The following is a 21,745-nucleotide window of genomic DNA, read 5'->3' as shown; positions in this document are numbered from 1 at the left end:
CTGGCGTGACAATGGGCGAACGAGTCGTTCGCTACTCCTCGACGTAGGCCCGCAGTCGGTCGATTGCACTGTCCCAGCGCTGCGACAGCGCTGTCAGGTAGTCGCTGGCCTGCACCAGCGGCTCGGGCTGGATCCGCCAGATGCGTTCGCGGCCCTTGCGGTCGCTGGTCACCAATCCCACCGCCTCCAGTAGCAGTAAGTGCTTGGTCGCGGCCTGACGGGTCACCGAGATCACCTGCGTCAGTTGCACTGTCGAGCACGGCCCGCCCTCGCACAGTCGGGTGACGATGCGCAGCCGGTTGGGATCGCCGAGCGCATTGAAGAACGGGGACAGTGGTTCCGCCGAACCGACCGAGGTGCTCACACCGGCTCGCCGAGGGCAAGGTACTTGCGGACCATCTCGGTCTGGTGGGCCCAACCCTCACTGTTGGCCTCGAACGCCGACCTCCGCCGCGCCTCGGGAATCGCATCGAACCCGGATTCGACGATGCGCAACAGCACGCCGCCCTCGGATTCGGTCAAGGTGAACTCCACGAGCGTCGTGGGCGCCTCGGGCTCGCGGGCGCCCGGTTCGACGGCGTAGGGATGCCAGCGGTAGGCCAACCGGTGCGGCGCCTCCACCGCGACGATGTGCCAGGCGTCGGCCTCCCCGGCGTAGGGCTCCTGCATCGCGGCGACCTCCTCGTCGACCTCGGTCGGGGTCATCACCCCGTTGACCGATTTCCCGGCGACGAACGGCCCGTCGAAGCGCACACCGAACCAGCGGCCGAACTCCTCCGAATTGCTGATGGCCCGCCACACCCGGTCCAGCGGCGCCTTGAGCAGAACTTCTTTTTCGATCCGGTCGGTACTCATATGCAACCTTTCAGTTGCTTCTCAGCGTAGGAGCCTCCGCAATCAAGCGCAACCTTTTAGTTGCTTTTTTCAGATGGCGTCCGGATCTTCGGCGAAGGCGTCGGCGGCCTTCTGCGTGAGTTCCACCGCGGTGCGCGCCCACTTCGCGGTGGCGCCGGCCAGCCCACAGGCCGGCGTGATGCCGATCCGGTCACGAAGGACCGCCCTGCCGAAACCGAGTCGGTCCGTCAACGCCGCGGCCGCCTTGGCAACCTCTTCGGCCGAGGGCCTGCCCTCAGGAGCCGTCGAGGGCACCACGCCGAGCAACACCGTCCGGCCCGAGTCGACGAACTCCCCGATTCCGTCCAGATCAGCGGGTGTCAAGGTCGAAACATCGACCGAGACGGCGTGAACAGCACTGCGCAACAACGCTTTCCACGGCAGATCGGGCGCACAGCTGTGCAGCGCGACCTCCGACCCGGTCGCAGCCACGCACGCGTCGAGCAGGTTCATCGCCAGAGGCTCGTCCACCGGATGCACCGGGGTGAAACTCGTGACCCCGGACAGCCGCCCCGCCAGTGCAGCGGGCAGCGACGGCTCGTCCAGCTGGACCACCACCGGGGTCTCCAACCGCCGGGCCACCTCCGCCCGGTGAACCGCCAACCCCTCGGCGAGGGAGGCCGAAAGATCCCGCAGCGCACCGTGATCGGTGATGGCGCGATGACCGTTGGGCAGCTCCAGCTGGGCCGCCAGCGTGATCGGACCCGGAGCCTGCACCTTCACCGCACGACCGCTACCCCGCAGGCCGGCGCGCTCCCACGCCTCCTCCAGCGCGTCGATGTCCTCACCGAGCAGGCTCACCGCCCGGCGAAGCGCAGCGCTACGCCCCGGGGCGATGCGGTACCCGCGCGGCACGGTGTCGATACCGATGTCGACCAGCAGGGCCCCGGCCCGGCCGATCAGATCGGCACCGATCCCCCTGGCCGGAAGCTCCACGAGGTGTGACAGGGTGTGCAGCTCACCTACGACGACTTCTGCGGCAGTCCGCGGCTCTGTCCCCGGCCAGGACCCGATACCGGTGGCCGTCGAGAAAACACTCATGCGAAAACACTCACGCGCGTGCGATGGTCGCGCTGGCGATGACCTCGTCGCCCTCGGCATCGGGCCGGTACAGCACCACGGTCTGCCCGGGAGCGACCCCGCGCAGCGGCGCCCGCAGGGACAGCACCAACCTGCCGTCGCACAGCTCGGCCACCGCGTCGGTGATGCCGCCGTGTGCGCGCACCTGAATCTGGCATTCCACCGGTCCGTCGATCGGGGTCCCGCTGGTGAATACCGGCTTGTCGCCGAACAACTCCCGCACCTCGAGATCCTCGGCAGGCCCGACCCGCACGGTGCCCGTCTCGGCGTCGATCGCGGTGACATACCGCGGCCGGCCATCGGCTCCCGGTCCCGGAATACCCAGGCCCTTGCGCTGCCCGATCGTGAAACCGTGCACGCCTTCGTGCTCGGCGAGCACCGTGCCGTCGTTGTCGAGCACCGCTCCGGGCCTGATACCGATGCGGGCGCCCAGGAACGCCTGGGTGTCCCCCGACGGAATGAAGCAGATGTCATGACTGTCCGGCTTTTTCGCGACCGCCAGACCACGCTCGGCGGCCTCGGCCCGGATCTGGGGCTTGGGCGTGTCACCGATCGGGAAGATCGCATGTGCCAACTGCTCGGCCGTCAGCACACCCAGCACGTAGGACTGGTCCTTGTCGGCATCGACGGCGCGCCGCAACCTGCCGTCGGCCAACCGCGCGTAGTGACCGGTGGCCACCGCGTCGAAACCGAGCGCCAGGGCCCGCGCCGCCAGCGCGGAGAACTTGATCCGCTCATTGCACCGCACACAGGGGTTGGGAGTCTCGCCGCGGGCGTAGGACTCGACGAAGTCGTCGATCACGTCGTCCTTGAACCGGTCGGCGAAATCCCACACATAGAACGGGATGTCGAGGATGTCGGCCACCCGGCGGGCATCGCCCGCGTCTTCCTTGGAGCAGCAACCCCGCGATCCGGTGCGCAACGTGCCGGGCGCCGACGAGAGCGCCATGTGCACTCCGACGACATCGTGACCGGCGTCGACCATACGGGCAGCGGCCACCGAGGAATCCACGCCGCCGCTCATCGCGACCAGGACTCTCATGAGAAGGCCCTCCCCGCACTGGCCAGTGCCGCCTGCCGGGCCCGCTCGACCGCCGCGGGCAGCACGTCCAGCACCGCGTCGACATCAGCGTCGGTGCTGGTGTGCCCCAACGAGAATCGCAGAGATCCCCGGGCAGTGACCGGATCGGCACCCATCGCGATCAGAACATGTGACGGCTGCGCCACGCCGGCCGTACACGCCGACCCGGTGGAGCACTCGACACCCTTGGCGTCGAGCAGCATCAGCAGCGAATCGCCTTCGCAGCCACGGAAAGTGAAGTGTGTGTTGGCGGGCAGCCGGCCGGCTCCACGAGGCCCGTTCAGGTAGGTGTCCTCGATCATGGACAGCACGCCCTCGATCAGCCTGTCCCGCAACGCCTGCACCCGCGAGCTGTGGTCGGCCAGCCCGCCGATGGCCACCTCGGCCGCCGCGGCCATCGCCACGGCACCGGCCACATCCGGGGTGCCAGAGCGTACGTCGCGCTCCTGGCCGCCGCCGTGCAGCAGGGGCACGCAGGCGGTGTCCCGACGCAGGACCAGCGCGCCGACGCCCATCGGGCCGCCGAACTTGTGGGCGGCCACGCTCATCGCCGCCAGTCCGGTCTCGCCGAAATCGACGGGGACCTGGCCGACGGCCTGAATGGCGTCGCTGTGCATCGGGATGTCGAGCTCGGCCGCGACGGAAGCCAGTTCGGCGATCGGCATGATCGTGCCGACCTCGTTGTTGGCCCACATGATGCTGACCAGGGCAACGTCGGCGGGTCCGTCGCCGGCCTCGAGCGCCGAGCGCAGTGACTCGGGTGTGACGACGCCCTCGGCGTCGACCGGGAGCCAGGTCACCTCGGCGTCCTCATGGTCGACGAGCCACTGCACGGCATCGAGAACGGCGTGATGCTCGACGGCGGTCGTGATGATGCGGCGCCGCTTCGGCTCGGCGTCGCGGCGGGCCCAGTAGATGCCCTTGACGGCGAGGTTGTCGCTCTCGGTGCCACCGGCGGTGAAGATCACCTCCGACGGCCGGCAGCCCAGCAGGCGCGCCAGCGTCTCGCGGGCCTCCTCCATCCGGCGCCGTGCCAGGCGCCCCGAACCGTGCAGCGAGGAGGCGTTGCCCACATTCGCCAGCGCAGCCGTCATCGCTTCAATGGCGGCTGGGTGCATCGGGGTGGTGGCGGCGTGATCGAGATAGACCGGCCTGCCCGCGGAGGAGCTCATAACCTCTCCAGGATAGCCGCTGGCAGGCGACCCGCCCGCCGGCCGCCTCAGGCGACCAGAATGTGCGCGGGAGTCCCAGGAAGCTCCTGGTGGCCCCGCACCACTGCCTCGCAGCGTCCGGCCAGCGCCCGACGGTCCTCCCCGGGCAGTTGCAGCGACCCGACGTGGACGTGACACACCGTGCGACGCGCGGTGATGACCCGCCGCACCGACCGCAACAGGGTGTCCTCGCTCACAAAGGCCGGAATCGTCGACGGGCGGCCGTCGCGGTGGCGGTAGTCCAGCCGCAGTGGCTGCACCGGCCGGGCCGCATCGATCGCGGCCTGGAACATCGCCGGCCGGAACGGTCCGTACGCCAACCCGCACCAGGTCGTGCCCTCCGGGAAGGCCACCACGGTGTGTCCGGCCCGCAGACGTTCGGCCACGGTGTTGACCACCGCGGGCAGTCGGCGCAGGCTGCCCCGGTCGATCGGGATCACCTTCATCACCCGGGCCAGCCGGCCCAGCGCGGGCCACTCCACCAGATCCGCCCGGGCCACGAAGGAGCCGGGCAGCACCGCCCCGACCGTGAAGATATCCAGCCACGACACGTGGCCGGTAACCACGAGCACCCCTTGCAGATTGCGAATAGGGCCGCCCGACAATGCGATTCGCACCCCGAAGCAGCGCAGCATCAGCCGGCAGTAGAACCGCTGCAGGTGCCAGCGGCCCGGCATCGGCACTGCCAGCAGCACCGCCCCCGGGAACAGGACGATCGCCATGACGACGCGCACCGTGGTGCGCACCCACACCACCGGCCGCCTGCCGGCGTCCGCACCGTCTACGTGCACACAGCTGGAGTCACACGACGCCCTGGGCAGCCACGGGTGCTGGAAGGTCGCGGTGGTCACGACGCGTCCCCGGCCACCCCGCCGGCCATGTCGGCGGCCGCCGAGACCGAGCGCAGGCGCTTGAGGTAGCGAACGTCCGCGCGGCGTTTGTCCAGCAGGGCCGGGAAATCCCCCACCCCGAAGTCGGGGTCGTGGGCGGGTTCCCCGCACACCTGCGCACCGAGGCGCAGATAGCCGCGCATCAGGGGCGGGACCGTCGTCCGCGACGGCGGGTCGATGTCGTCGAGCCCTCTGCCGTCGAGCACCACCGGCCGGTACGGGTACACGGTGTGCTCGGCGGGTGCCGCGTGGCGGCGCCGCACGAAGTCGCGGACCCCGCGGATCTGGGTTCCGGGCGGCCCGTCGGCATTGCCTGCGACCGGAACCGATACGCAACCGGTCACGTAGTCGTACCCGGAACGGTCGAGGTAGGCCAGAATGCCTGCCCACATCAGCAGGACGACGGCTCCGTTGCGGTGATCGGTCCGCACCACCGCGCGGCCCATCTCGACCAGGGACGGCCGCAGCGCGTCGAGACCGCGTACGTCGAACTCGGTGGCGGTGTACAGCCCGCCTGCGGCGATGGCGCCCGGTGGTGGCAGCATCCGGTAGCAACCCACCAGCTCACCGGTGCGGTCCTCCCGGACCAGCAGGTGGTCGCAGTGCTCGTCGAATCGGTCGGCGTCACGTCCATCGGTGGTCCCGGCCAGAGTGAATCCGGGTTCGGAGGTGAACACGTCGTGCCGGAGCCGCTGGGCGGCTTCGATGAGGTCGGGGTCGGCGGACAACAGCAGGGTGTAGCGCGGCGCATCGGGCGTCGCACTGTCGGTGTGATCAGCGGCGATGAGTACAGATGCAGTGCTCATACCGAGCACGGTCGCCCAGTCGGGTCTCCAGACGGCATCGGCCGTATGACATGTCTGTGAGCGCCAGGTGACGTTTTGTGCTGCCGATCAGGCGTCGAGGAACACCACGTTCTCGGTGATCGGATCGCGCGGCGTGTCCAGGTGGTTGGCCGGAAAGTCCGGGTCGGCATACCCGATCGACACCCCGCACAGGACCGTCAGCTCGTCGGGGATGCCGAGTTGTTCACGCAGCACGTCCGGATAGAACGAGATCGACACCTGCACGCAACTGCCGATTCCCCGTTCGTTCAACGCCAACAGCAGGGTCTGCAGGAACATGCCGACGCCCAGCGCGTCGACGTTCGTGAAATCGCGATGCATGCAGACCACCGCGGCGACCGATAGCACGGTAGAACGGCGCTCTCCGCTGGGCTGCCCAGCGCCCCTCGGCGTCGTCGCGGGCGATCCCCATGGCTCCGTAGACCAGGGCGCCGCTTTCCCTGCGCCGGTGGGCGAACTGGGGCGGTAGGCCCGCGGAGCCGATCGCCGGCGGGGCCGCATCGACGGCGGTGAGCAGCGCGTCGACCAATCGGACGCGCTGCTCACCGGTGGCGAAGAAGACGTGCCACGGCTGCGTGTTGGAGTTCGACGGTGCCCGCATCGCCAGCGCGAGTGCCTCGTCGAGCAGTTCTCGCGGAACGGGCTTGTCCGGCAAGAACATCCGCGATGACCGCCGCGTCCGGACGACGTCTCCGAACTCGGCCATCAGCGCACTCGCCGGTCCTTGCGGGCCTCGAGCTCGTCGTCCTCGACGATGACGAGCATCGGTTCGCCGGGCACACACAGCATGTTGACGAGGAATCGCAGTGGAACGTCGTCGCGGTTGTTGGCATCCGAGTAGTGGATGACGTCACCGCCCGGCTCCCAGAAGGCCTCCCCCGCCTTGACCACGCGCGGTGCCTCACCCTCCAATTCGAAGAGCATCTCGCCCTCGAGGACGTAACCGAAGGCGGGTCCGGCCGGGTGCCGGTGTGGCGGCGCACCGGGTGAACCCGCCGGCCACTCGATGATCGTCGTCATCACCTCGGCGTTCGGCGGGATGAACGGCGGTGTCACGCTGGCGATCACGGTCATCGCATCGTGGAGAGCCTTTTCCTGCTCCGCTGTCACAGGCATGTCAGTGAGCCTCGCTCCATGCGGCCCAACGGGTTTCACCGAGAATCCCGTCGTCACCGGTCACCAGGCTGTTGTCGTCGACCGCGGTACCGAAGTACTTTGCCTGCGGATCGATCACGACCGGCTTGTCGTCGCCCTGCTCGGCAAGCACCGCACGGGCCATGTCGGCGAACGAGACTTTGTCGGGCCCACCGATGTTGACGATCCCGTTGAGCGGAGCGCCCTGGGCCACCTTGGCGACCTCATCGGCGACGTCGTCGACCGAGATCAGCTGGATCCGCGCGTCAGGAACCCGCACCTCGTCACCCACCACCAGCGATCCCGTGATGGCCTCGGCGAACTCCTGGAACTGCGTGGCCCGCACGATCGAGTACGGCAGGCCGGATTCGGTGATGTTCTTCTCCTGGGCCACCTTGGCCCGCATGTAGCCGCTGTCCGGGAGTCCGTCGGTCCCCACGATCGACAGCGCCACGTAGTGCCCGACACCGGTCTCCTTCGCGGCGGCCACCAGGTTGCGCGAGGACGTGGTGAAGAAGTCCAGCACGGGGCCGTCCTCGAACGAAGGCGAGTTGACCACGTCGACCAGCGCATCGGCGCCGCTGAGAGCCTCAGCCAGGCCCTCGCCGGTGAGGACGTTGGCGCCCGTCGAAAGGGAGGCCGCGACCACGTCGTGTCCGGCTTCGGTGAGCAACCGCACCACCCGCGAGCCGATCTGCCCGCTGGCGCCTATGACTGTGATTTTCATTGTGCGAATCCTTTTCTCTGGCGTGCTGACAGAACCAACACTGGCACCGCATGCCGAGATCCAAACCCTGGAAAGTCCGTAGTCGGGTCGCCTGGCCCACCGCCGCCTTGTCACGCGAGAGTGGCTCTCGGGCTCGAGCGCCACTCCAGCGTGACACTCGGCAGGCGTTGTGGGCTTCGATTGCCCCACACAGCACAAAACCCCGGCGCACCAGGTGCACCGGGGTTCTGCGTTGACAGCTTGGGGGAACTAGCCCTTACGCGCCTTGACCGCCTCGGTCAGCTGCGGGCTGACCTTGAACAGGTCACCGACGATGCCGAGGTCGGCGATCTCGAAGATCGGAGCTTCCTCGTCCTTGTTCACCGCGATGATCGTCTTCGACGTCTGCATGCCGGCCCGGTGCTGGATCGCACCGGAGATGCCCAGCGCGATGTACAGCTGCGGCGACACGGTCTTACCGGTCTGGCCGACCTGGAACTGGCCCGGGTAGTAACCCGAGTCGACCGCGGCACGAGAGGCACCGACGGCACCGCCCAGCGAGTCGGCCAGCTCCTCGACCACCGAGAAGCTCTCGGCGCTGCCGACACCACGGCCACCGGCGACCACGACGCTGGCCTCGGTGAGCTCCGGGCGGTCACCGGCGACGACGGGCTCACGCTTGGTGATCTTGGTCGCGTTCTCGGCCTGGGCCGGGACCTCGACGTTGACGACCTCGCCGGCACCGTCGGCCGGGGCGGCCTCGACGGCACCCGGGCGCACCGTGATCACCGGGGTGTCACTGGTGACCTGGGCCTCGACGGTGAAGGCGCCACCGAAGATGCTGTGGACGCCCACTGCACCTTCGCGGACCTCGACGACGTCGACGAGCAGGCCCGAGCCGATACGCGCGGCCAGACGGGCGGCAATCTCCTTGCCGTCTGCGGTGGCGGCGACGATCACGCCGGCGGGGGCAGCCGACTCGGCCAACCCGGCGAGCACGTCGACGACGGGGGTGATCAGGTAGCTCTCCGCGTCATCAGACTCGGCGACGTAGATCTTGGCCGCGCCGGCGGCCTTCAGACCGTCGACCAGCGGAGCAGCGGTGCCGGGCTTGCCCACCACGACAGCGGCAGGCTCACCCAGCGCGCGGGCGGCGGTGATGAGCTCGGCGCTGACCTTCTTCAATGCACCTTCGGAGTGCTCAGCGAGCACAAGTACTTCAGCCATGAGTTCTCGTTATGTCTTTCGTTCGAATCGAATCAGCTGCTAGATCAATTTCTGAGCGACCAGGTACTCGGCGATCTTGGTGCCGCCTTCGCCTTCGTCGGTCACCTTTTCACCGGCAGTCTTCGGCGGCTTCGGGGTCGAAGACAGCACCTTGGAACCGGCATTGGCAACGCCGACCTCATCGGCTTCCACGCCGATCTCGGCGAGGGTGAGCACGGTGACTTCCTTCTTCTTCGCGGCCATGATGCCCTTGAAGGAGGGGAAGCGCGGCTCGTTGATCTTCTCGTTGACGCTGACCACGGCCGGCAGCGAGGCCTCGAGGCTGAAGACGCCCTCGTCGGTCTCACGCTCGGCGGTGACCTTGCCGCCCTCGACGGTCAGCTTGCGCACGTGGGTGAGCTGCGGCAGGCCGAGGTACTCGGCGATCACGGCCGGGACTGCGCCGCCGACACCGTCGGTGGCCTCGTTACCGGCGATGACCAGCTCGGTGCCCTCGATGGTGCCCAGCGCGCGGGCCAGGGCCCAGCCCGTCTGGATCACGTCGGAGCCGTGCAGGCCGTCGTCCTTGAGGTGCACGGCCTTGTCGGCACCCATGGACAGCGCCTTGCGGATCGCCTCGGTGGCACGCTCCGGACCGGCGGTCAGCACGGTGACGGTGCTGTCTCCACCCTCACGCTCCTTGATCAACAGCGCCTCTTCCACGGCGCGCTCGTTGATCTCGTCGAGCACGGCGTCGGCAGCCTCGCGATCGAGGGTGAAATCGCCGTCGGACAGCTTCCGCTCCGACCAAGTGTCTGGGACCTGTTTGATCAGGACCACGATGTTCGTCATGACTCTGGTTCGTCCTCCTCGATGAGACCGGTGGCCCGGGCTCATATCACGTTCTAAGCAACTAGCACCATGTTACCGGTCGGTAACTTATAGTGGTTCGCAGGAACACCATAGCTGGTCGGAGTTTGTATTCCGGCCTCCCCTACCACACCTCTGGGGTAAGGGAACCGTTGGTCGAATCGCTACCGACCCTTCAACCTGGGTAAGCCTGGGTTAGCCTGCCTTCCAATGAGCGCATTCGTTGGCGATCCGGATCACGCCCTACCCCTGACCGGCGAGCGGACCATCCCCGGCCTGGCCGAGGAGAACTACTGGTTTCGCCGACATGAGGTGGTGTATCAGCGATTGGCCGGGCGGTGCGTCGATCGCGAGGTCCTCGAGGCGGGCTGCGGCGAGGGCTACGGCGCCGATCTGATCGCCGATGTGGCCCGCCGGGTCGTGGCACTGGATTACGACGAGGCGACGGTGGCACACGTGCGGGCCCGCTACCCCCGGGTCGAGATCCAGCACGGCAACCTCGCCGAGCTGCCGCTGGCCGACGAGTCGGTGGACGTCGTCGTGAACTTCCAGGTGATCGAGCACCTCTGGGACCAGGCGCAGTTCGTCTCCGAATGCTTCCGGGTGCTGCGCCCGGGCGGTGTTTTCCTGGTGTCCACCCCCAATCGCATCACCTTCTCCCCCGGCCGCGACACCCCGCTCAACCCGTTCCACACCCGTGAACTCAACGGCGCCGAGCTGACCGAGCTACTGCAGGACGCCGGATTCACGGTCGAGTCGATGCTCGGGGTCTTTCACGGTGCCGGGCTCGCCGAGCTCGACGCCCGGCACGGTGGCTCGATCATCGAGGCGCAGGTACAGCGCGCGGTGGCCGACGCGGAGTGGCCCGAGCAACTGCTCGCCGACGTCGCGGCGGTGAGCATCGACGACTTCGACCTGACCTCCGCCGACGAGCGCGACATTGACGACAGCCTCGATCTGGTGGCGATCGCGGTGCGGCCGTGACCTCGAATCCCGACCCCGAACCGGTACCCGGTTTATTCACGCTCGTCCTACACACCCACCTGCCCTGGCTCGCCCATCACGGGCGCTGGCCGGTCGGCGAGGAGTGGCTCTACCAGTCCTGGGCGGCGGCATACCTTCCGTTGATGCGGGTACTGCGCGGCCTCGCCGCCGAGGATCGCAGCCACCTGATCACCCTCGGTATGACGCCGGTGGTCACCGCCCAGCTCGATGACCCGTACTGCCTCACCGGGATGCACCACTGGCTGTCCAACTGGCAGCTGCGCGCCCAGGAGGCGACGACGCTTCGCGAGCCAGACGGTTTGCGGCAGTTCGGGATTCGCGAGTACGCCGAGGCCGGCGCGGCCATCGAGGAGTTCGCCACCCACTGGCGTCACGGCGCCAGCGGGCTGTTGCGCCAACTGATCGACGCCGAGACCATCGAGCTGCTCGGCGGCCCGCTCTCGCACCCGTTCCAGCCTCTGCTCAACCCGCGGCTGCGCGAGTTCGCGCTACGCGAAGGCCTGGCCGATGCGCAGCAGCGGTTCGGGCACACCCCCGTCGGCATCTGGGCGCCGGAGTGTGCGTACGCGCCCGGCATGGAAACCGGTTACGCCGCGGCCGGTGTCGGCCATTTCATGGTCGACGGTCCGTCCCTGCACGGCGACACGGCGCTGGGCCGGCCCGTCGGTGAGTCCGACGTGGTGGCCTTCGGCCGCGACCTGCAGGTCAGTTACCGGGTGTGGTCGCCCAAGTCGGGGTATCCCGGTCACGCCGCCTACCGCGATTTCCACACCTACGACCACACCACGGGCCTCAAACCCTCCCGGGTGACCGGTCGCAACGTCCCGTCCGAGGAGAAGGCGCCCTACGATCCGCAGCGCGCCGACCGGGCGATCGACGAGCACGTCGCCGACTTCGTCGGGGTGGTCCGTCGCCGCCTGATCAGCGAGAGCGAACGGCTCGGCCGGCCGACTCACGTGGTGGCCGCGTTCGACACCGAGCTGTTCGGGCACTGGTGGTACGAGGGACCGGAGTGGCTGGGCCGGGTACTTCGGGCGCTGCCCGAGGCCGGGGTGCGGGTGGGCACCCTCGCAGACGCCAAGGCCCAGGGTTTCGTCGGCGCCCCGGTCGAATTGCCGCCTAGCTCTTGGGGTTCGGGCAAGAACTGGCAGGTGTGGAACGGCGAGAAGGTGGCCGATCTGGTGCAGCTCAACAGCGAGGTGGTCGACGGCGCCCTGAGCACCGTCTACAAGGCGCTCACCCAGCACGCCGCAGTCGGTGCACCCACCGCGCGCGACCGGGTGGCCGATCAGATCCTGCGGGAGACCCTGTTGACGGTCTCCAGCGACTGGCCGTTCATGGTGAGCAAGGATTCGGCGGCCGAGTACGCGCGCTACCGCGCTCACCTACACGCCCACGCGACCCGCGAGATCTCGGACGCTCTGGCCTCGGGTCGTCGCGACCATGCCGAGCGCCTCGCCGACGGCTGGAACAAGGCCGACGGCCTGTTCGGCGCCCTCGACGCCCGGCGTCTGCCAAAATGACCACCAGCGCGAGCGTGCGTGTCTGCCGCTCGACACCCCGCCAAACCTCAGCATTGTGCGCACGCTCGCACCGGCACGAAGGCACGCAGTCATGAAGATCCTGATGGTGTCATGGGAATACCCGCCCGTCGTCGTCGGCGGTCTGGGCCGGCATGTGCACCACCTGGCGACCGCACTGGCCGAAGCCGGTCACGAGGTCGTGGTGCTCAGCCGCAGGCCCACCGACACCGACCCGAGCACCCACCCGTCGACCGACGAGCTCAGTGAGGGCGTGCGGGTGGTCGCTGCCGCACAGGACCCGCACGAGTTCGAGTTCGGTACGGACATGATGGCCTGGACCCTGGCCATGGGGCATGCGATGGTGCGCACCGGCCTTGCCGTCAAAGACTATTCGGGTGACCGCTGGGTACCCGATCTCGTACACGCCCACGACTGGCTGGTCGCCCATCCTGCCATCGCTCTGGCCGAATATTTCGACGTACCACTGGTTTCCACCATCCACGCCACCGAGGCCGGCCGGCATTCCGGGTGGGTTTCCGGGCCGATCAGCCGTCAGGTGCACGCCGTGGAATCCTGGCTGGTGCGCGAATCCGATTCGCTGATCACATGTTCGGCGTCGATGAGCGACGAGATCTCCGAGCTGTTCGGTCCCGAGCTGTCCGAGATCCGGGTGATCCGCAACGGGATCGACGCCGACCTCTGGCCGTTTGCGCCACGCCGGCCCCGTCAGGGTCCGCCCGAGCTGCTCTACCTCGGCCGCCTGGAATACGAGAAGGGCGTGCACGACGCGATTGCCGCCCTCCCCCGCATCCGCCGCGCACATCCGGGCACCACGCTGACCATCGCCGGTGACGGCACCCAGCAGCAGTGGCTCGTCGAACAGGCCCGAAAGCACAAGGTGCTCAAGGCAACCCGCTTCGTCGGACGGCTCGGCCACGAGGAATTGCTGCAGGCCCTGCAGGCGGCCGACGCCGCCGTGCTGCCCAGCCACTACGAGCCGTTCGGCATAGTGGCGCTGGAGGCCGCGGCCACCGGCACCCCGCTGGTGACCTCCAACGTCGGCGGGCTGGGCGAAGCGGTGATCGACGGTCAAACCGGAATGTCCTTCGCGCCACGGGATGTGGTGGGGTTGGCCGCAGCGGTCCGCGCGGTACTCGACGATCCCGAGGCCGCGCAGCACCGGGCGATCGCCGCGCGTGAGCGCCTCAGCGCCGACTTCGACTGGCACACCGTGGCCGCCGAGACCAGCCAGGTCTATCTGGCCGCCAAACGCGCCGAACGCGAACCGCATCCGCGTCGGCCGATCGTCGAGCACGCGCTGCCCGACCGCTGATTCGACCGGCATCGAATCAATCCGCACCTAGCGTGCGGATATGGCACCACAACGATCTGCCGTCCTCACGCTGATCGCGGCGTATCTCGGGCTGTTCATCGGCCTGGTCGACGCAAACGCGGTCAACCTGGCGCTGCCCGCCATCGGCGGTGACCTGGGCGGCGAGGTGACCGGCGCGCAATGGACCATCGACGCCTACAACGTGACGTTCGCGGCGTTCCTGCTCACCGCGGGTTCCCTCGGTGACCGGTTCAGCCGGCGCCGGATGCTCCGCATCGGACTGGTCACCTTCGCCACAGCCTCGGCCGCCTGCGCGCTGGCGCCGGCACTGACGTGGCTCCTGGTGGCACGGGCGGCACAGGGAGCCGGTGCGGCCATGATGCTGCCGCAGGGCCTGGCCATCGCCGCCGCGGCGTTTCCGGACTCCCGCGGCCGGGCCCGCGCCACTGCGGCGTGGGCGATGGCCGCGGCGAGCAGCACGGCGCTGGGTCCACTGCTGGGCGGAGCGCTGGCCGAAACCGTGGGCTGGCGCTGGATCTTCTGGGTCAACGTGCCGGTCTGTGCGCTGGCGTTGGCCGCCAGCGTCACGCATCTGCCCGATTCACGTGATCCGGACGCCGCGCGCATCGATCTGCTGGGCCAGCTCCTGGCCGTGCTGGCACTCGGGTCGGCCACCCTGGTGCTGGTCGAAGGACATGACTGGCGCTGGCCGCAGACCGTCGCGGTCGGCGCGATCGCCCTGGCCGCGGTCGGCGGTTTCCTGGCCAGCCAGCGGCGCAACCCGCACCCGATGCTCCCGCTGGACCTGTTCGCCGGCCGGCGACTGGTGGGCGCCCTGCTGGCGACCTTCACCATGACCTTCGGCATCTACGGGCTGCTGCTGGTGAACAGCTTTGCCTTCCAACAACTCCGGGGTTTCAGTGCGTTGCAGACCGCAGCGTGGTTCCTGCCGATGGCGATCGTCTACCTGGCGCTGATTCCCGCGGCCAACGCACTGGCCCGCCGCACCGGCCCACGTCTGCCGATGGCGGCCGGACTGGTGTTGATGGCGGCGGGCTCACTGCTGTACGCCGCGGTGGGGCCGCACGCCGCGATCGGATGGCTCGAACTGTCCTTCGTGCTGGCCGGTGCCGGGCTGGCCCTCAACACCGGCCCGGCGGTGACACTGGCCATGGCCGCGATCCCGGTGCGGCGGGCAGGTCTGGCGGCGGGCGTGGTGAATCTGTCCCGGCTGCTGGGTATCACTGTCGGGGTCGCGGTGTTGGGTAGTGCCATGACCGTCGTCGGCGGCGCCGCGGGTGTGCGCACCGCGCTGTTGCTCGGTGCGTTATGCCAGTTGGCGGGTGCGGTGCTGGCACTGCGGCTGACCCGGCACACTCCGGCGCCCACGGTCACCATCGGGAAGGAGTCCTGCCATGCGTGAGGCCCAGGAGCTGGCCGCGGCAACCGAGGTGGACATCGCTGCGGTGGCCGCACTGCTGGCCGACCCGGCCCGCTGCAAGGTGCTGCTCGCGCTCGACGACGGTCGTGCTCTTCCGGCCGGTGTGCTGGCCGAGGAAGCTGGCATCAGCCGTCCCACTGCCAGCAGTCATCTCGCGAAGTTGACCGACGCCGGCCTGCTGACCGTCCACACCCAGGGGCGGCACCGGTACTACCGGCTGGCCGGTCCCGAGGTCGGCGCGCTGATCGAGCAACTCGGCCGGCTGGCACCGCCCCGTCCGGTCACCTCACCGCGGGAGGGCACCCGCGCGGCGCGGCTACGCTCGGCCCGCACCTGTTACGACCACATCGCCGGCCGGCTCGGTGTGCAGCTCATGGGCAGTCTGTTGGAGCGGGGGGTGCTCACCGGAGGAGACGGGTGGTTTCACCCCGGCGGCACCGACCGGCTGAGCAGCCCCGGCCACGACGTCGATTACCGGCTCACCGACGGCGGCCGTGACCTGCTGCGCCAGATGGGCGTCGAACTTCCCACCGGTCCAAGGCCATTGGTGCGTTACTGCGTCGACTGGACCGAACAGCGTCACCATGTCGCCGGCGGGCTGGGCCGGGCGCTTCTCGATCATTTCCTGGCCGCGGACTGGCTGCGTCGCACACCCCGTCACCGCGCGCTCACCGTGACCGGTCCCGGCCGCGTCGCCCTGAGCAAACGATTCGACATCGACTGGACCGGTTGACGCACGCGTTCGAGAATCGCCGAACCGCTGTCGGTCGCGATGTCCACCAAGCACAATCGAGCCGTGACCCGCACCCGGAGACACCTACGCAAGGCTTGCGCTGCACTCGTCGGTGCAGCTCTCTCACTCGGCCTGGCGGCCCCGGCAGCCGGCGAACCCAGCGGCGCCACCCCCAGCTTGCCCGCCTTCGTGCCCCATCCCTCGGACTGGGCGCCGAACTACACGGTGTTCCCGTACAACCTGTGGCAGGTCCGCGTAACTCCCGAGCAGATCGACGCCCAGCGCGAGTCCTGCCAGTGGTTCAATGCCCAGTACGGCACGTTGATGACCCAGATCGTGGGTTTCCAGAATTTCCTGGGCGGCCAGCACGACTATTGGACCGCGCCCGGTGTGCAGGCCGCCGGCAACGCCGTGAAGGCCAACGTCGATCAGTCGGCGGCGTTCCTGGATCCCCGCGCCCACACCCTGTACATCACCAATTACCCCGACCAGAGCCAGTATTCACCGCTGTACAACGGTGACTCGATCTATCACCTCTGGTACCAGCTGACCCAGATCAGCGACAAGATCGCCAAGCAGCAGCCGTCCGGCGTCATCAACGCCAACGTCGCCACGGCCAATGTCTACGGGAACGTGATCCGCGACTCCGGGGTATGCAACGGGGCGTGAGCCTTCTCAGTTGCTGTTGGCGGCCTTCTTGCGCTCGATGTCGGCCAGTGCGGCGGCGAGTTCGGCACGCTCGGCGGCCGACGTCTCCCAGTCAAGCTTGCGGTTCTTGACCACCTTGGCCGGGGCACCCACGGCGATCGAGAAATCCGGGATCTCGCCCTTGACCACGGCGTGGGCCCCCAGCACGCAGCCGCGGCCGACCGAGGTGTTGCGAAGGACGGTGACCTTGGCCGCGATCCAGGTGTCCGGGCCGATCCGCACCGGGCCCTTGACGATGCCCTGATCCTTGATCGGCATCTCGATGCTGTCCATCTTGTGGTCGAAGTCGCACACGTAGCACCAGTCGGCCATCAGGGCGGAATCGCCGAGCTCGATGTCGAGGTAGGTGTTGATCACGTTGTCGCGGCCGAGCACCACCTTGTCGCCGATGCGCAGCGAACCTTCGTGGCAGCGGATCGTGTTCTTGTCGCCGATGTGGACCCAGCGGCCGATCTCCATCTGCGCGAGTTCCGGGGTGCACTGGATCTCCACACCCTTGCCGAGGAAAACCATGCCGCGGGTGATGATGTGCGGGTTGGCCAGCTTGAACTTCAGCAGCCGCCAGTACCGCACCAGGTACCACGGCGTGTACGCGCGGTTGTCGATGACCCATTTCAGCGACGCTCTCGTCAGGAAATCGGCCTGGCGCGGATCACGTAGCCGGGAGCCCCGCCAGCGTTTGTGAATCGGGGCGCCCCACATCGTCGTCATGGCCGGACAGCCTACTGGAGCACTTCCGACGGCTTCCGGGTCCTGCGCCGCAACGCGGTCGCGTTACCCTCACCTGGGTCACAATTACGAGCGCCCTGCGTGTTCGGCGACGAAAGGACATCGTGTTCCGGCGATACCTTGCACTGGCGGTCGCGGTGCTGCTCACGGGCCTGCTCGCCGGTTGCGAGAACACCGATTCATGGGTGGACGCACACGCCGCACAAGGTTGGTCGGCGCAATACGGAGACGCCGCCAACAGCAGCTACGTCCGATCTCGTGGTCCCGAAGCGCTCCGGCTGGAGTGGAGCCGGTCCGTCAAGGGTGAGCTGGCGGCCCAGGTGGCGCTCAGTTCGGATGGCCGTCTGGCCGTCAACGCGCAGACCGCCGGTGGTTGTTCGTTGATGGTGTGGGAGGCCGACAACAATGCCCGCCAACGCTGGTGCACGCGACTGGTCCTCGGCGGTGGCTGGTCCAGTCCCCTGTTCGACGGGTTCGACAACGTCTACGTCGGCCAGCCCGGCACCATCATGTCCTTCCCTCCGACCCAGTGGATCCGCTGGCGCCAGCCGGTGATCGGCATGCCGACCACGCCCAGGCTTCTCGATGACGGCCAGCTGCTGGTGGTCACCCATCTAGGGCAGGTGCTGGTGTTCAACGGGCATCGCGGCACGGTCGAGGGCACGCCGCTGGACCTGGTCTCCGGTGTGGACCCGACCGATTCGCAGCGCGGTCTCGGCGATTGCCAACCGGCCCGGTCCCGCTGCCCGGTGGCGGCCGCACCGGCGTTCTCGCATGAGGCCGGCCTCGTGGTGCTCAGCGTGTGGCAGCCCGGTGCCGAGGCGCCCGTGCTGATGGGCCTGCGCTACCACCCCGGCGAGAAGACATTGCTGACGCAGGAATGGACGAGCACCGCCGTGGACCGCGGGCCGCTGGCCAGCCCGGTGCTGTCGGCCGACGGTTCGACGGTGTACGTCAACGGCCGCGACCAGAAACTGTGGGCGCTCAACTCCGCCGACGGCTCCCCCAAATGGTCGGTGCCGCTGAGCTATCTGGCCCAGACCCCGCCGTCGGTGTCACCGGACGGGCTGATCGTGGCCGGTGGCGGACCAGAGGCCAAGCTGACCGCGGTGCGCGACGCCGGCGCTCACGGCGAGGTGGCCTGGACCCGTGACGATGTCGTTCCGCTGACCACGACGAGCCGCGCGGACGGGGTGGGATACACAGTGGCCCGGGAGGGCGGTCACGGCCAGACGCTGTTGGTCTTCGACACCGGCGACGGACACACCCTCAACAGTTATCCCGTGCCCGAGGCCACGGGCTGGCCGGTCGGCGTTTCGATCGGACACGACCACCGGATCGTCACCGCCACCAGTGACGGTCAGGTGTACGGGTTCGCCCCGGCCTGACCGGCGCTCAGGCGAGCAGCGCCGCCACAGCCGAGCGCGGGACGTTGGCCTGGCTGGCTCCGGCGGCCTCGGGCAGCAGCTCGCCCTGGCCGAAGAAGAAGATCACCGAGTCGTCGGTGATCGCGAAGTTCTGATAGTGCGCGGGATCCAGACCGACGGCCGGCGTGATGGCCTGTTCGACGCCGGACTGCTTCTGCAGTTCGCGCTGCACGATCGGGAAGATGACGTCCAGCGGCTTGGATCCCGGCTTGAACAACGTGTCGAAGGTAATCGGTGCCCGGGTGGCCACGTTGTAGTTGAACGTCTTGTACCAGGTCTGCGGGTGGGCGCCACCGACGTTCTGATAGACCTCGAACACCAGGCTCTGGGTGTGCGGTGGGGTCCCGGAGCTGTACGCGGTGCCCTTGGCGTCGAGGACGTAGGGCTGATCACGTGAGCCGGGCATGCCCGAGACGTTGACGAACCCGTCGCGGGTCTGGATCAGGTAACCGGCGACGGCCTGTTGATCGGGATAGTCGACCGGGAACGTGTAATCCAGTGTGTAGGTGGCGTTGGCGGTGTGCACCTGACAGACCTGGTCGCCGTCGACGGTGCCGCCGAGGTCGACACAGGCCGACTGCGCAGCCACCACGGGCATGCCGAGCCAGCCGAGCAGCGCACCGGCCGCCAGCAGCGCTGTCACATGGGAAATTCGCATCGTCAGTCGTCCTCGCAGGCGATCAACTCACACCGGTGGATCCACCGGCGTGTTTCGTTCAGGGTACGTGTCAGTTATCGAGACGGGCGACAAATGAATGCCGTTGCCCGACTGGCCGCTCCGGAGCCGAGCCGGGCGATCACCACCGCCAGGCGCTCGGTACCACGCAACCGCATCCGGGTCCGGAGCACATCGGGGTCGACGTCGACGCCGCGGATCAGGATTTCCAGTGCTCCTACCGACCGCGCCGCCAGCGCGGACCGGAGCCGGCGTTCCTGGAATTGCAGCTGTTCGAGGACCTCGAAACCTCGCACCCCGGCGGGCAACTCGTCACCGGACAGGTAGGCGATGTCGGGGTCGAGCTGCCACAGTCCGTGCCGGGTCGCGTAGTGGCGCACCAGCCCCGCGCGCACGACCGCACCGTCGGGGTCGACGATCCAGCGGCCCGCCTCGGCGACGGGACAGTCGTCGGGTTGGGCGTCGGTGAGCTCCTCACCCGTCTCGAGCATGCTGGCCCGCCTCCGCACACCGGGCTCGGTCAGCCCGGGTGACCACAGGCAGGCCTCCCGAACGCTGCCGCCCACCGAGGTCACCTCTATCTCCCCGGTGAACCCCATCTTGGTGAGCTCCTCGAAATCGATTCCCGGAGCGCACTTCACCACCAGGTCCCGTCCGGCGTAGACATCCAGGACCGCATCGAGCGCCGGGGTGTAGGCCCGCGGGTCGAAGCGGCGCCGTCCGCCGGACCGGCGAGCCGGGTCGATGAGCACCACCGTGTCGCGGGTCACCGGTGTCAGCGCGTCGGCCCGGCACAGTGGGACAGCGGTGCCGCCGTCATCGAGATTGTTGGCCGCCATCGCCAACCGCACCGGATCGAGGTCGCTACCGACTAGCTGTGCAGCGCAATCACGCAGTGCCACAAGCTCACTGCCGATCGAACAGGTGGCATCGTGAACCCGGGCGCCGGTGAGCCTGCGGGCCCGGTGCGCAGCGACCGGCGCAGCCGTGGCCTGTTGCAGGGCATCGTCGGTGAACAGCCACCGGTCCGGTTCGGTGAACTTGGCCTGCGCACGCCTGCGCAGCTGCACGGTTTCCACGAGCACCGCCGCGTGGTCACCGAATTGCGCGCGGACAGAGGCGATGTCGCTGACCAATGCTGCTCCGGCCAACGACATCCCGGCGACCTGCGTCAGGGCCTGCTCCCCCGCCTCCGACCGCAGATAAGCGACAGCTCCGATGTCAAACAGCGTCGGGACCTAATCTCCTGACGGCTTAACCCCGGTGACCATCACGTTGTAGAACCAGCCCTTGGGCACCACGCGGCGCCAGATGTTGGAGTCCACCCAGCTCAGCGTGGTCCAGCTGTTGAACGCGAACTTGGCCCAGCCCCAGCCCAGACGCCCCGCCGGCACCGCGGCCTCGAAGGTGCGTACCGGCCAGCCGAGCATCGCCGCGGTGAATTCCTCGCTGGCGGTGCGAACTTCGACCGCGCCGGCGTTGGAGGCCATCCGCTCCAGATCGGCCGGGTCGAACGTGTGAAGGTCGACGACGGCTTCCAGCGCCGCGGCGCGGGAGGACTCGTCCAGTTCGGCCTGGGGGCGCCGCCATTCGCTCAGCCACGGCAGCTTGGTCAGGTTGGTGGTGGCGTGCCAGGTCAGCGTCGACAGCTCGCGCGCGTACTTGTTGCCGACCGTGGTGGGCTCACCGGCGAACACGAAACGGCCGCCGGGCTTGAGCACCCGGACCACCTCGCGCAGCGAGAGTTCGACGTCGGGGATGTGGTGCAGCACAGCGTGCCCGACCACCAGGTCGAAGGTGTTGTCCTCGTACGGGATGCCCTCGGCGTCGGCCACGCGCCCGTCGATGTCCAGGCCGAGTGACTGACCGTTGCGGGTCGCGACCTTGACCATGCCCGGGGACAGGTCGGTGACCGAACCGCGGCGCGCCACCCCGGACTGGACCAGGTTGAGCAGGAAGAACCCGGTACCGCAGCCCAGCTCGAGGGCCCGGTCATACGGCAGCTCGCGCTGCTCGGCCGCGGGCACGATCGCGTCGAACCGGCCGCGGGCATAGTCGATACACCGCTGGTCGTAGGAGATCGACCACTTCTCGTCGTAGGTTTCGGCTTCCCAGTCGTGGTAGAGCACCTGCGCGAGCTTGCTGTCGTGCATCGCGGCTTCGACCTGCTCGGCCGTGGCGTGCGGGTTAGGAGTCGGCATGCCGGCAATATCGGCGTCGGTGCCGGAATCCTTGATGTCAGTCATGCAGGGC

General features: G+C 68.5%; 22 protein-coding genes and 1 pseudogene. 7 read left to right on the top strand and 16 right to left on the bottom strand.

Annotation, left to right across the window (positions count from 1 at the left end):
* Positions 1–31 precede the first annotated feature (31 nt).
* From AC4LGL_RS10060 to AC4LGL_RS10005, 12 genes and pseudogenes are all read right to left on the bottom strand, one after another.
* Positions 32–364 carry an ArsR/SmtB family transcription factor gene (locus AC4LGL_RS10060; protein WP_491838582.1) on the bottom strand — a complete coding sequence of 111 codons (333 nt, stop codon included), beginning with the start codon at positions 362–364 and terminating at the stop codon, positions 32–34.
* Complete coding sequence (locus tag AC4LGL_RS10055; protein ID WP_491838581.1) at positions 361–855, bottom strand: SRPBCC family protein; 495 nt, start codon at positions 853–855, stop codon at positions 361–363. The genes AC4LGL_RS10060 and AC4LGL_RS10055 overlap by 4 nt, the downstream gene beginning before the upstream one ends.
* 69 nt (positions 856–924) lie before the next feature.
* Positions 925–1,935 (bottom strand): uroporphyrinogen decarboxylase/cobalamine-independent methonine synthase family protein, encoded by a 1,011-nt coding sequence (locus AC4LGL_RS10050; RefSeq protein WP_491838580.1) that lies wholly within the window; start codon positions 1,933–1,935, stop codon positions 925–927.
* Positions 1,936–1,945: 10 nt separating this feature from the next.
* Positions 1,946–3,016, bottom strand: a complete 1,071-nt coding sequence (mnmA, locus tag AC4LGL_RS10045) for a tRNA 2-thiouridine(34) synthase MnmA (protein ID WP_491838579.1) — start codon at positions 3,014–3,016, stop codon at positions 1,946–1,948.
* Entirely contained in the window at positions 3,013–4,227 is a 1,215-nt protein-coding gene (locus tag AC4LGL_RS10040; RefSeq protein WP_491838578.1) for a cysteine desulfurase family protein, read from the bottom strand. Before AC4LGL_RS10040 ends, mnmA begins: the two co-directional genes overlap by 4 nt.
* 47 nt (positions 4,228–4,274) lie before the next feature.
* Positions 4,275–5,117, bottom strand: a complete 843-nt coding sequence (locus AC4LGL_RS10035; protein WP_491838577.1) for a lysophospholipid acyltransferase family protein — start codon at positions 5,115–5,117, stop codon at positions 4,275–4,277.
* Entirely contained in the window at positions 5,114–5,962 is an 849-nt protein-coding gene (locus AC4LGL_RS10030; protein ID WP_491838576.1) for a GNAT family N-acetyltransferase, read from the bottom strand. Before AC4LGL_RS10030 ends, AC4LGL_RS10035 begins: the two co-directional genes overlap by 4 nt.
* 87 nt (positions 5,963–6,049) lie before the next feature.
* Positions 6,050–6,707: pseudogene (locus AC4LGL_RS10025) on the bottom strand (nitroreductase).
* On the bottom strand, positions 6,707–7,117 hold the full coding sequence (locus AC4LGL_RS10020; protein WP_064881955.1) for a cupin domain-containing protein: 411 nt from the start codon (positions 7,115–7,117) through the stop codon (positions 6,707–6,709). The pseudogene AC4LGL_RS10025 and the gene AC4LGL_RS10020 overlap by 1 nt, the downstream one beginning before the upstream one ends.
* A 1-nt stretch (position 7,118) precedes the next feature.
* Positions 7,119–7,862 carry an SDR family oxidoreductase gene (locus tag AC4LGL_RS10015; RefSeq protein ID WP_491838575.1) on the bottom strand — a complete coding sequence of 248 codons (744 nt, stop codon included), beginning with the start codon at positions 7,860–7,862 and terminating at the stop codon, positions 7,119–7,121.
* 249 nt (positions 7,863–8,111) lie between these two features.
* Positions 8,112–9,068 (bottom strand): electron transfer flavoprotein subunit alpha/FixB family protein, encoded by a 957-nt coding sequence (locus AC4LGL_RS10010; protein WP_491838574.1) that lies wholly within the window; start codon positions 9,066–9,068, stop codon positions 8,112–8,114.
* Positions 9,069–9,107: 39 nt separating this feature from the next.
* Complete coding sequence (locus AC4LGL_RS10005) at positions 9,108–9,899, bottom strand: electron transfer flavoprotein subunit beta/FixA family protein (RefSeq protein WP_055112679.1); 792 nt, start codon at positions 9,897–9,899, stop codon at positions 9,108–9,110.
* A gap of 228 nt (positions 9,900–10,127) precedes the next feature.
* On the opposite strand from AC4LGL_RS10005, the gene AC4LGL_RS10000 reads away from it, so the two are divergent.
* From AC4LGL_RS10000 to AC4LGL_RS09975, 6 genes are all read left to right on the top strand, one after another.
* Entirely contained in the window at positions 10,128–10,901 is a 774-nt protein-coding gene (locus tag AC4LGL_RS10000) for a class I SAM-dependent methyltransferase (RefSeq protein WP_491838573.1), read from the top strand.
* Positions 10,898–12,445 carry a 1,4-alpha-glucan branching protein domain-containing protein gene (locus tag AC4LGL_RS09995; protein WP_491838572.1) on the top strand — a complete coding sequence of 516 codons (1,548 nt, stop codon included), beginning with the start codon at positions 10,898–10,900 and terminating at the stop codon, positions 12,443–12,445. The genes AC4LGL_RS10000 and AC4LGL_RS09995 overlap by 4 nt, the downstream gene beginning before the upstream one ends.
* A 91-nt stretch (positions 12,446–12,536) precedes the next feature.
* Positions 12,537–13,778 (top strand): glycosyltransferase family 4 protein, encoded by a 1,242-nt coding sequence (locus AC4LGL_RS09990; RefSeq protein ID WP_064881965.1) that lies wholly within the window; start codon positions 12,537–12,539, stop codon positions 13,776–13,778.
* A 40-nt stretch (positions 13,779–13,818) separates the two neighbouring features.
* Positions 13,819–15,201, top strand: coding sequence for an MFS transporter (locus AC4LGL_RS09985; RefSeq protein WP_491838571.1), 1,383 nt, complete (start codon positions 13,819–13,821; stop codon positions 15,199–15,201).
* Positions 15,194–15,952: an ArsR/SmtB family transcription factor gene (locus AC4LGL_RS09980; RefSeq protein ID WP_491838570.1), complete on the top strand. Its 759-nt coding sequence runs from the start codon at positions 15,194–15,196 to the stop codon at positions 15,950–15,952. Before AC4LGL_RS09985 ends, AC4LGL_RS09980 begins: the two co-directional genes overlap by 8 nt.
* 63 nt (positions 15,953–16,015) lie before the next feature.
* Positions 16,016–16,621, top strand: coding sequence for a hypothetical protein (locus AC4LGL_RS09975; protein WP_491838569.1), 606 nt, complete (start codon positions 16,016–16,018; stop codon positions 16,619–16,621).
* 6 nt (positions 16,622–16,627) lie between these two features.
* Here AC4LGL_RS09975 and AC4LGL_RS09970 read toward each other — a convergent pair whose 3' ends face one another.
* Positions 16,628–17,371 carry an acyltransferase gene (locus AC4LGL_RS09970; protein WP_491838568.1) on the bottom strand — a complete coding sequence of 248 codons (744 nt, stop codon included), beginning with the start codon at positions 17,369–17,371 and terminating at the stop codon, positions 16,628–16,630.
* 122 nt (positions 17,372–17,493) lie between these two features.
* Here AC4LGL_RS09970 and AC4LGL_RS09965 point away from each other — a divergent pair, with 122 nt between their 5' ends.
* Entirely contained in the window at positions 17,494–18,777 is a 1,284-nt protein-coding gene (locus tag AC4LGL_RS09965; protein WP_491838567.1) for a BamB-related PQQ repeat family beta-propellar protein, read from the top strand.
* Between the two features lie 7 nt (positions 18,778–18,784).
* On the opposite strand, the gene AC4LGL_RS09960 is transcribed toward AC4LGL_RS09965, so the two are convergent.
* From AC4LGL_RS09960 to AC4LGL_RS09950, 3 genes are all read right to left on the bottom strand, one after another.
* A complete protein-coding gene (locus tag AC4LGL_RS09960; RefSeq protein WP_491838566.1) occupies positions 18,785–19,474 on the bottom strand; it encodes an esterase in 690 nt (229 codons plus the stop codon).
* A gap of 74 nt (positions 19,475–19,548) precedes the next feature.
* The gene (locus AC4LGL_RS09955; protein WP_491839317.1) at positions 19,549–20,721 is read right to left on the bottom strand and encodes a THUMP-like domain-containing protein; all 1,173 of its coding nucleotides are present in this window, start codon (positions 20,719–20,721) and stop codon (positions 19,549–19,551) included.
* A 9-nt stretch (positions 20,722–20,730) separates the two neighbouring features.
* Positions 20,731–21,738, bottom strand: coding sequence for a methyltransferase domain-containing protein (locus AC4LGL_RS09950; protein ID WP_491838565.1), 1,008 nt, complete (start codon positions 21,736–21,738; stop codon positions 20,731–20,733).
* Positions 21,739–21,745: the final 7 nt, after the last annotated feature.

This window comes from Mycolicibacterium arcueilense, assembly GCF_058536225.1.
Note: the sequence above shows the minus strand (reverse complement) of the source record. Positions and strands in the feature narration are given on the sequence as shown.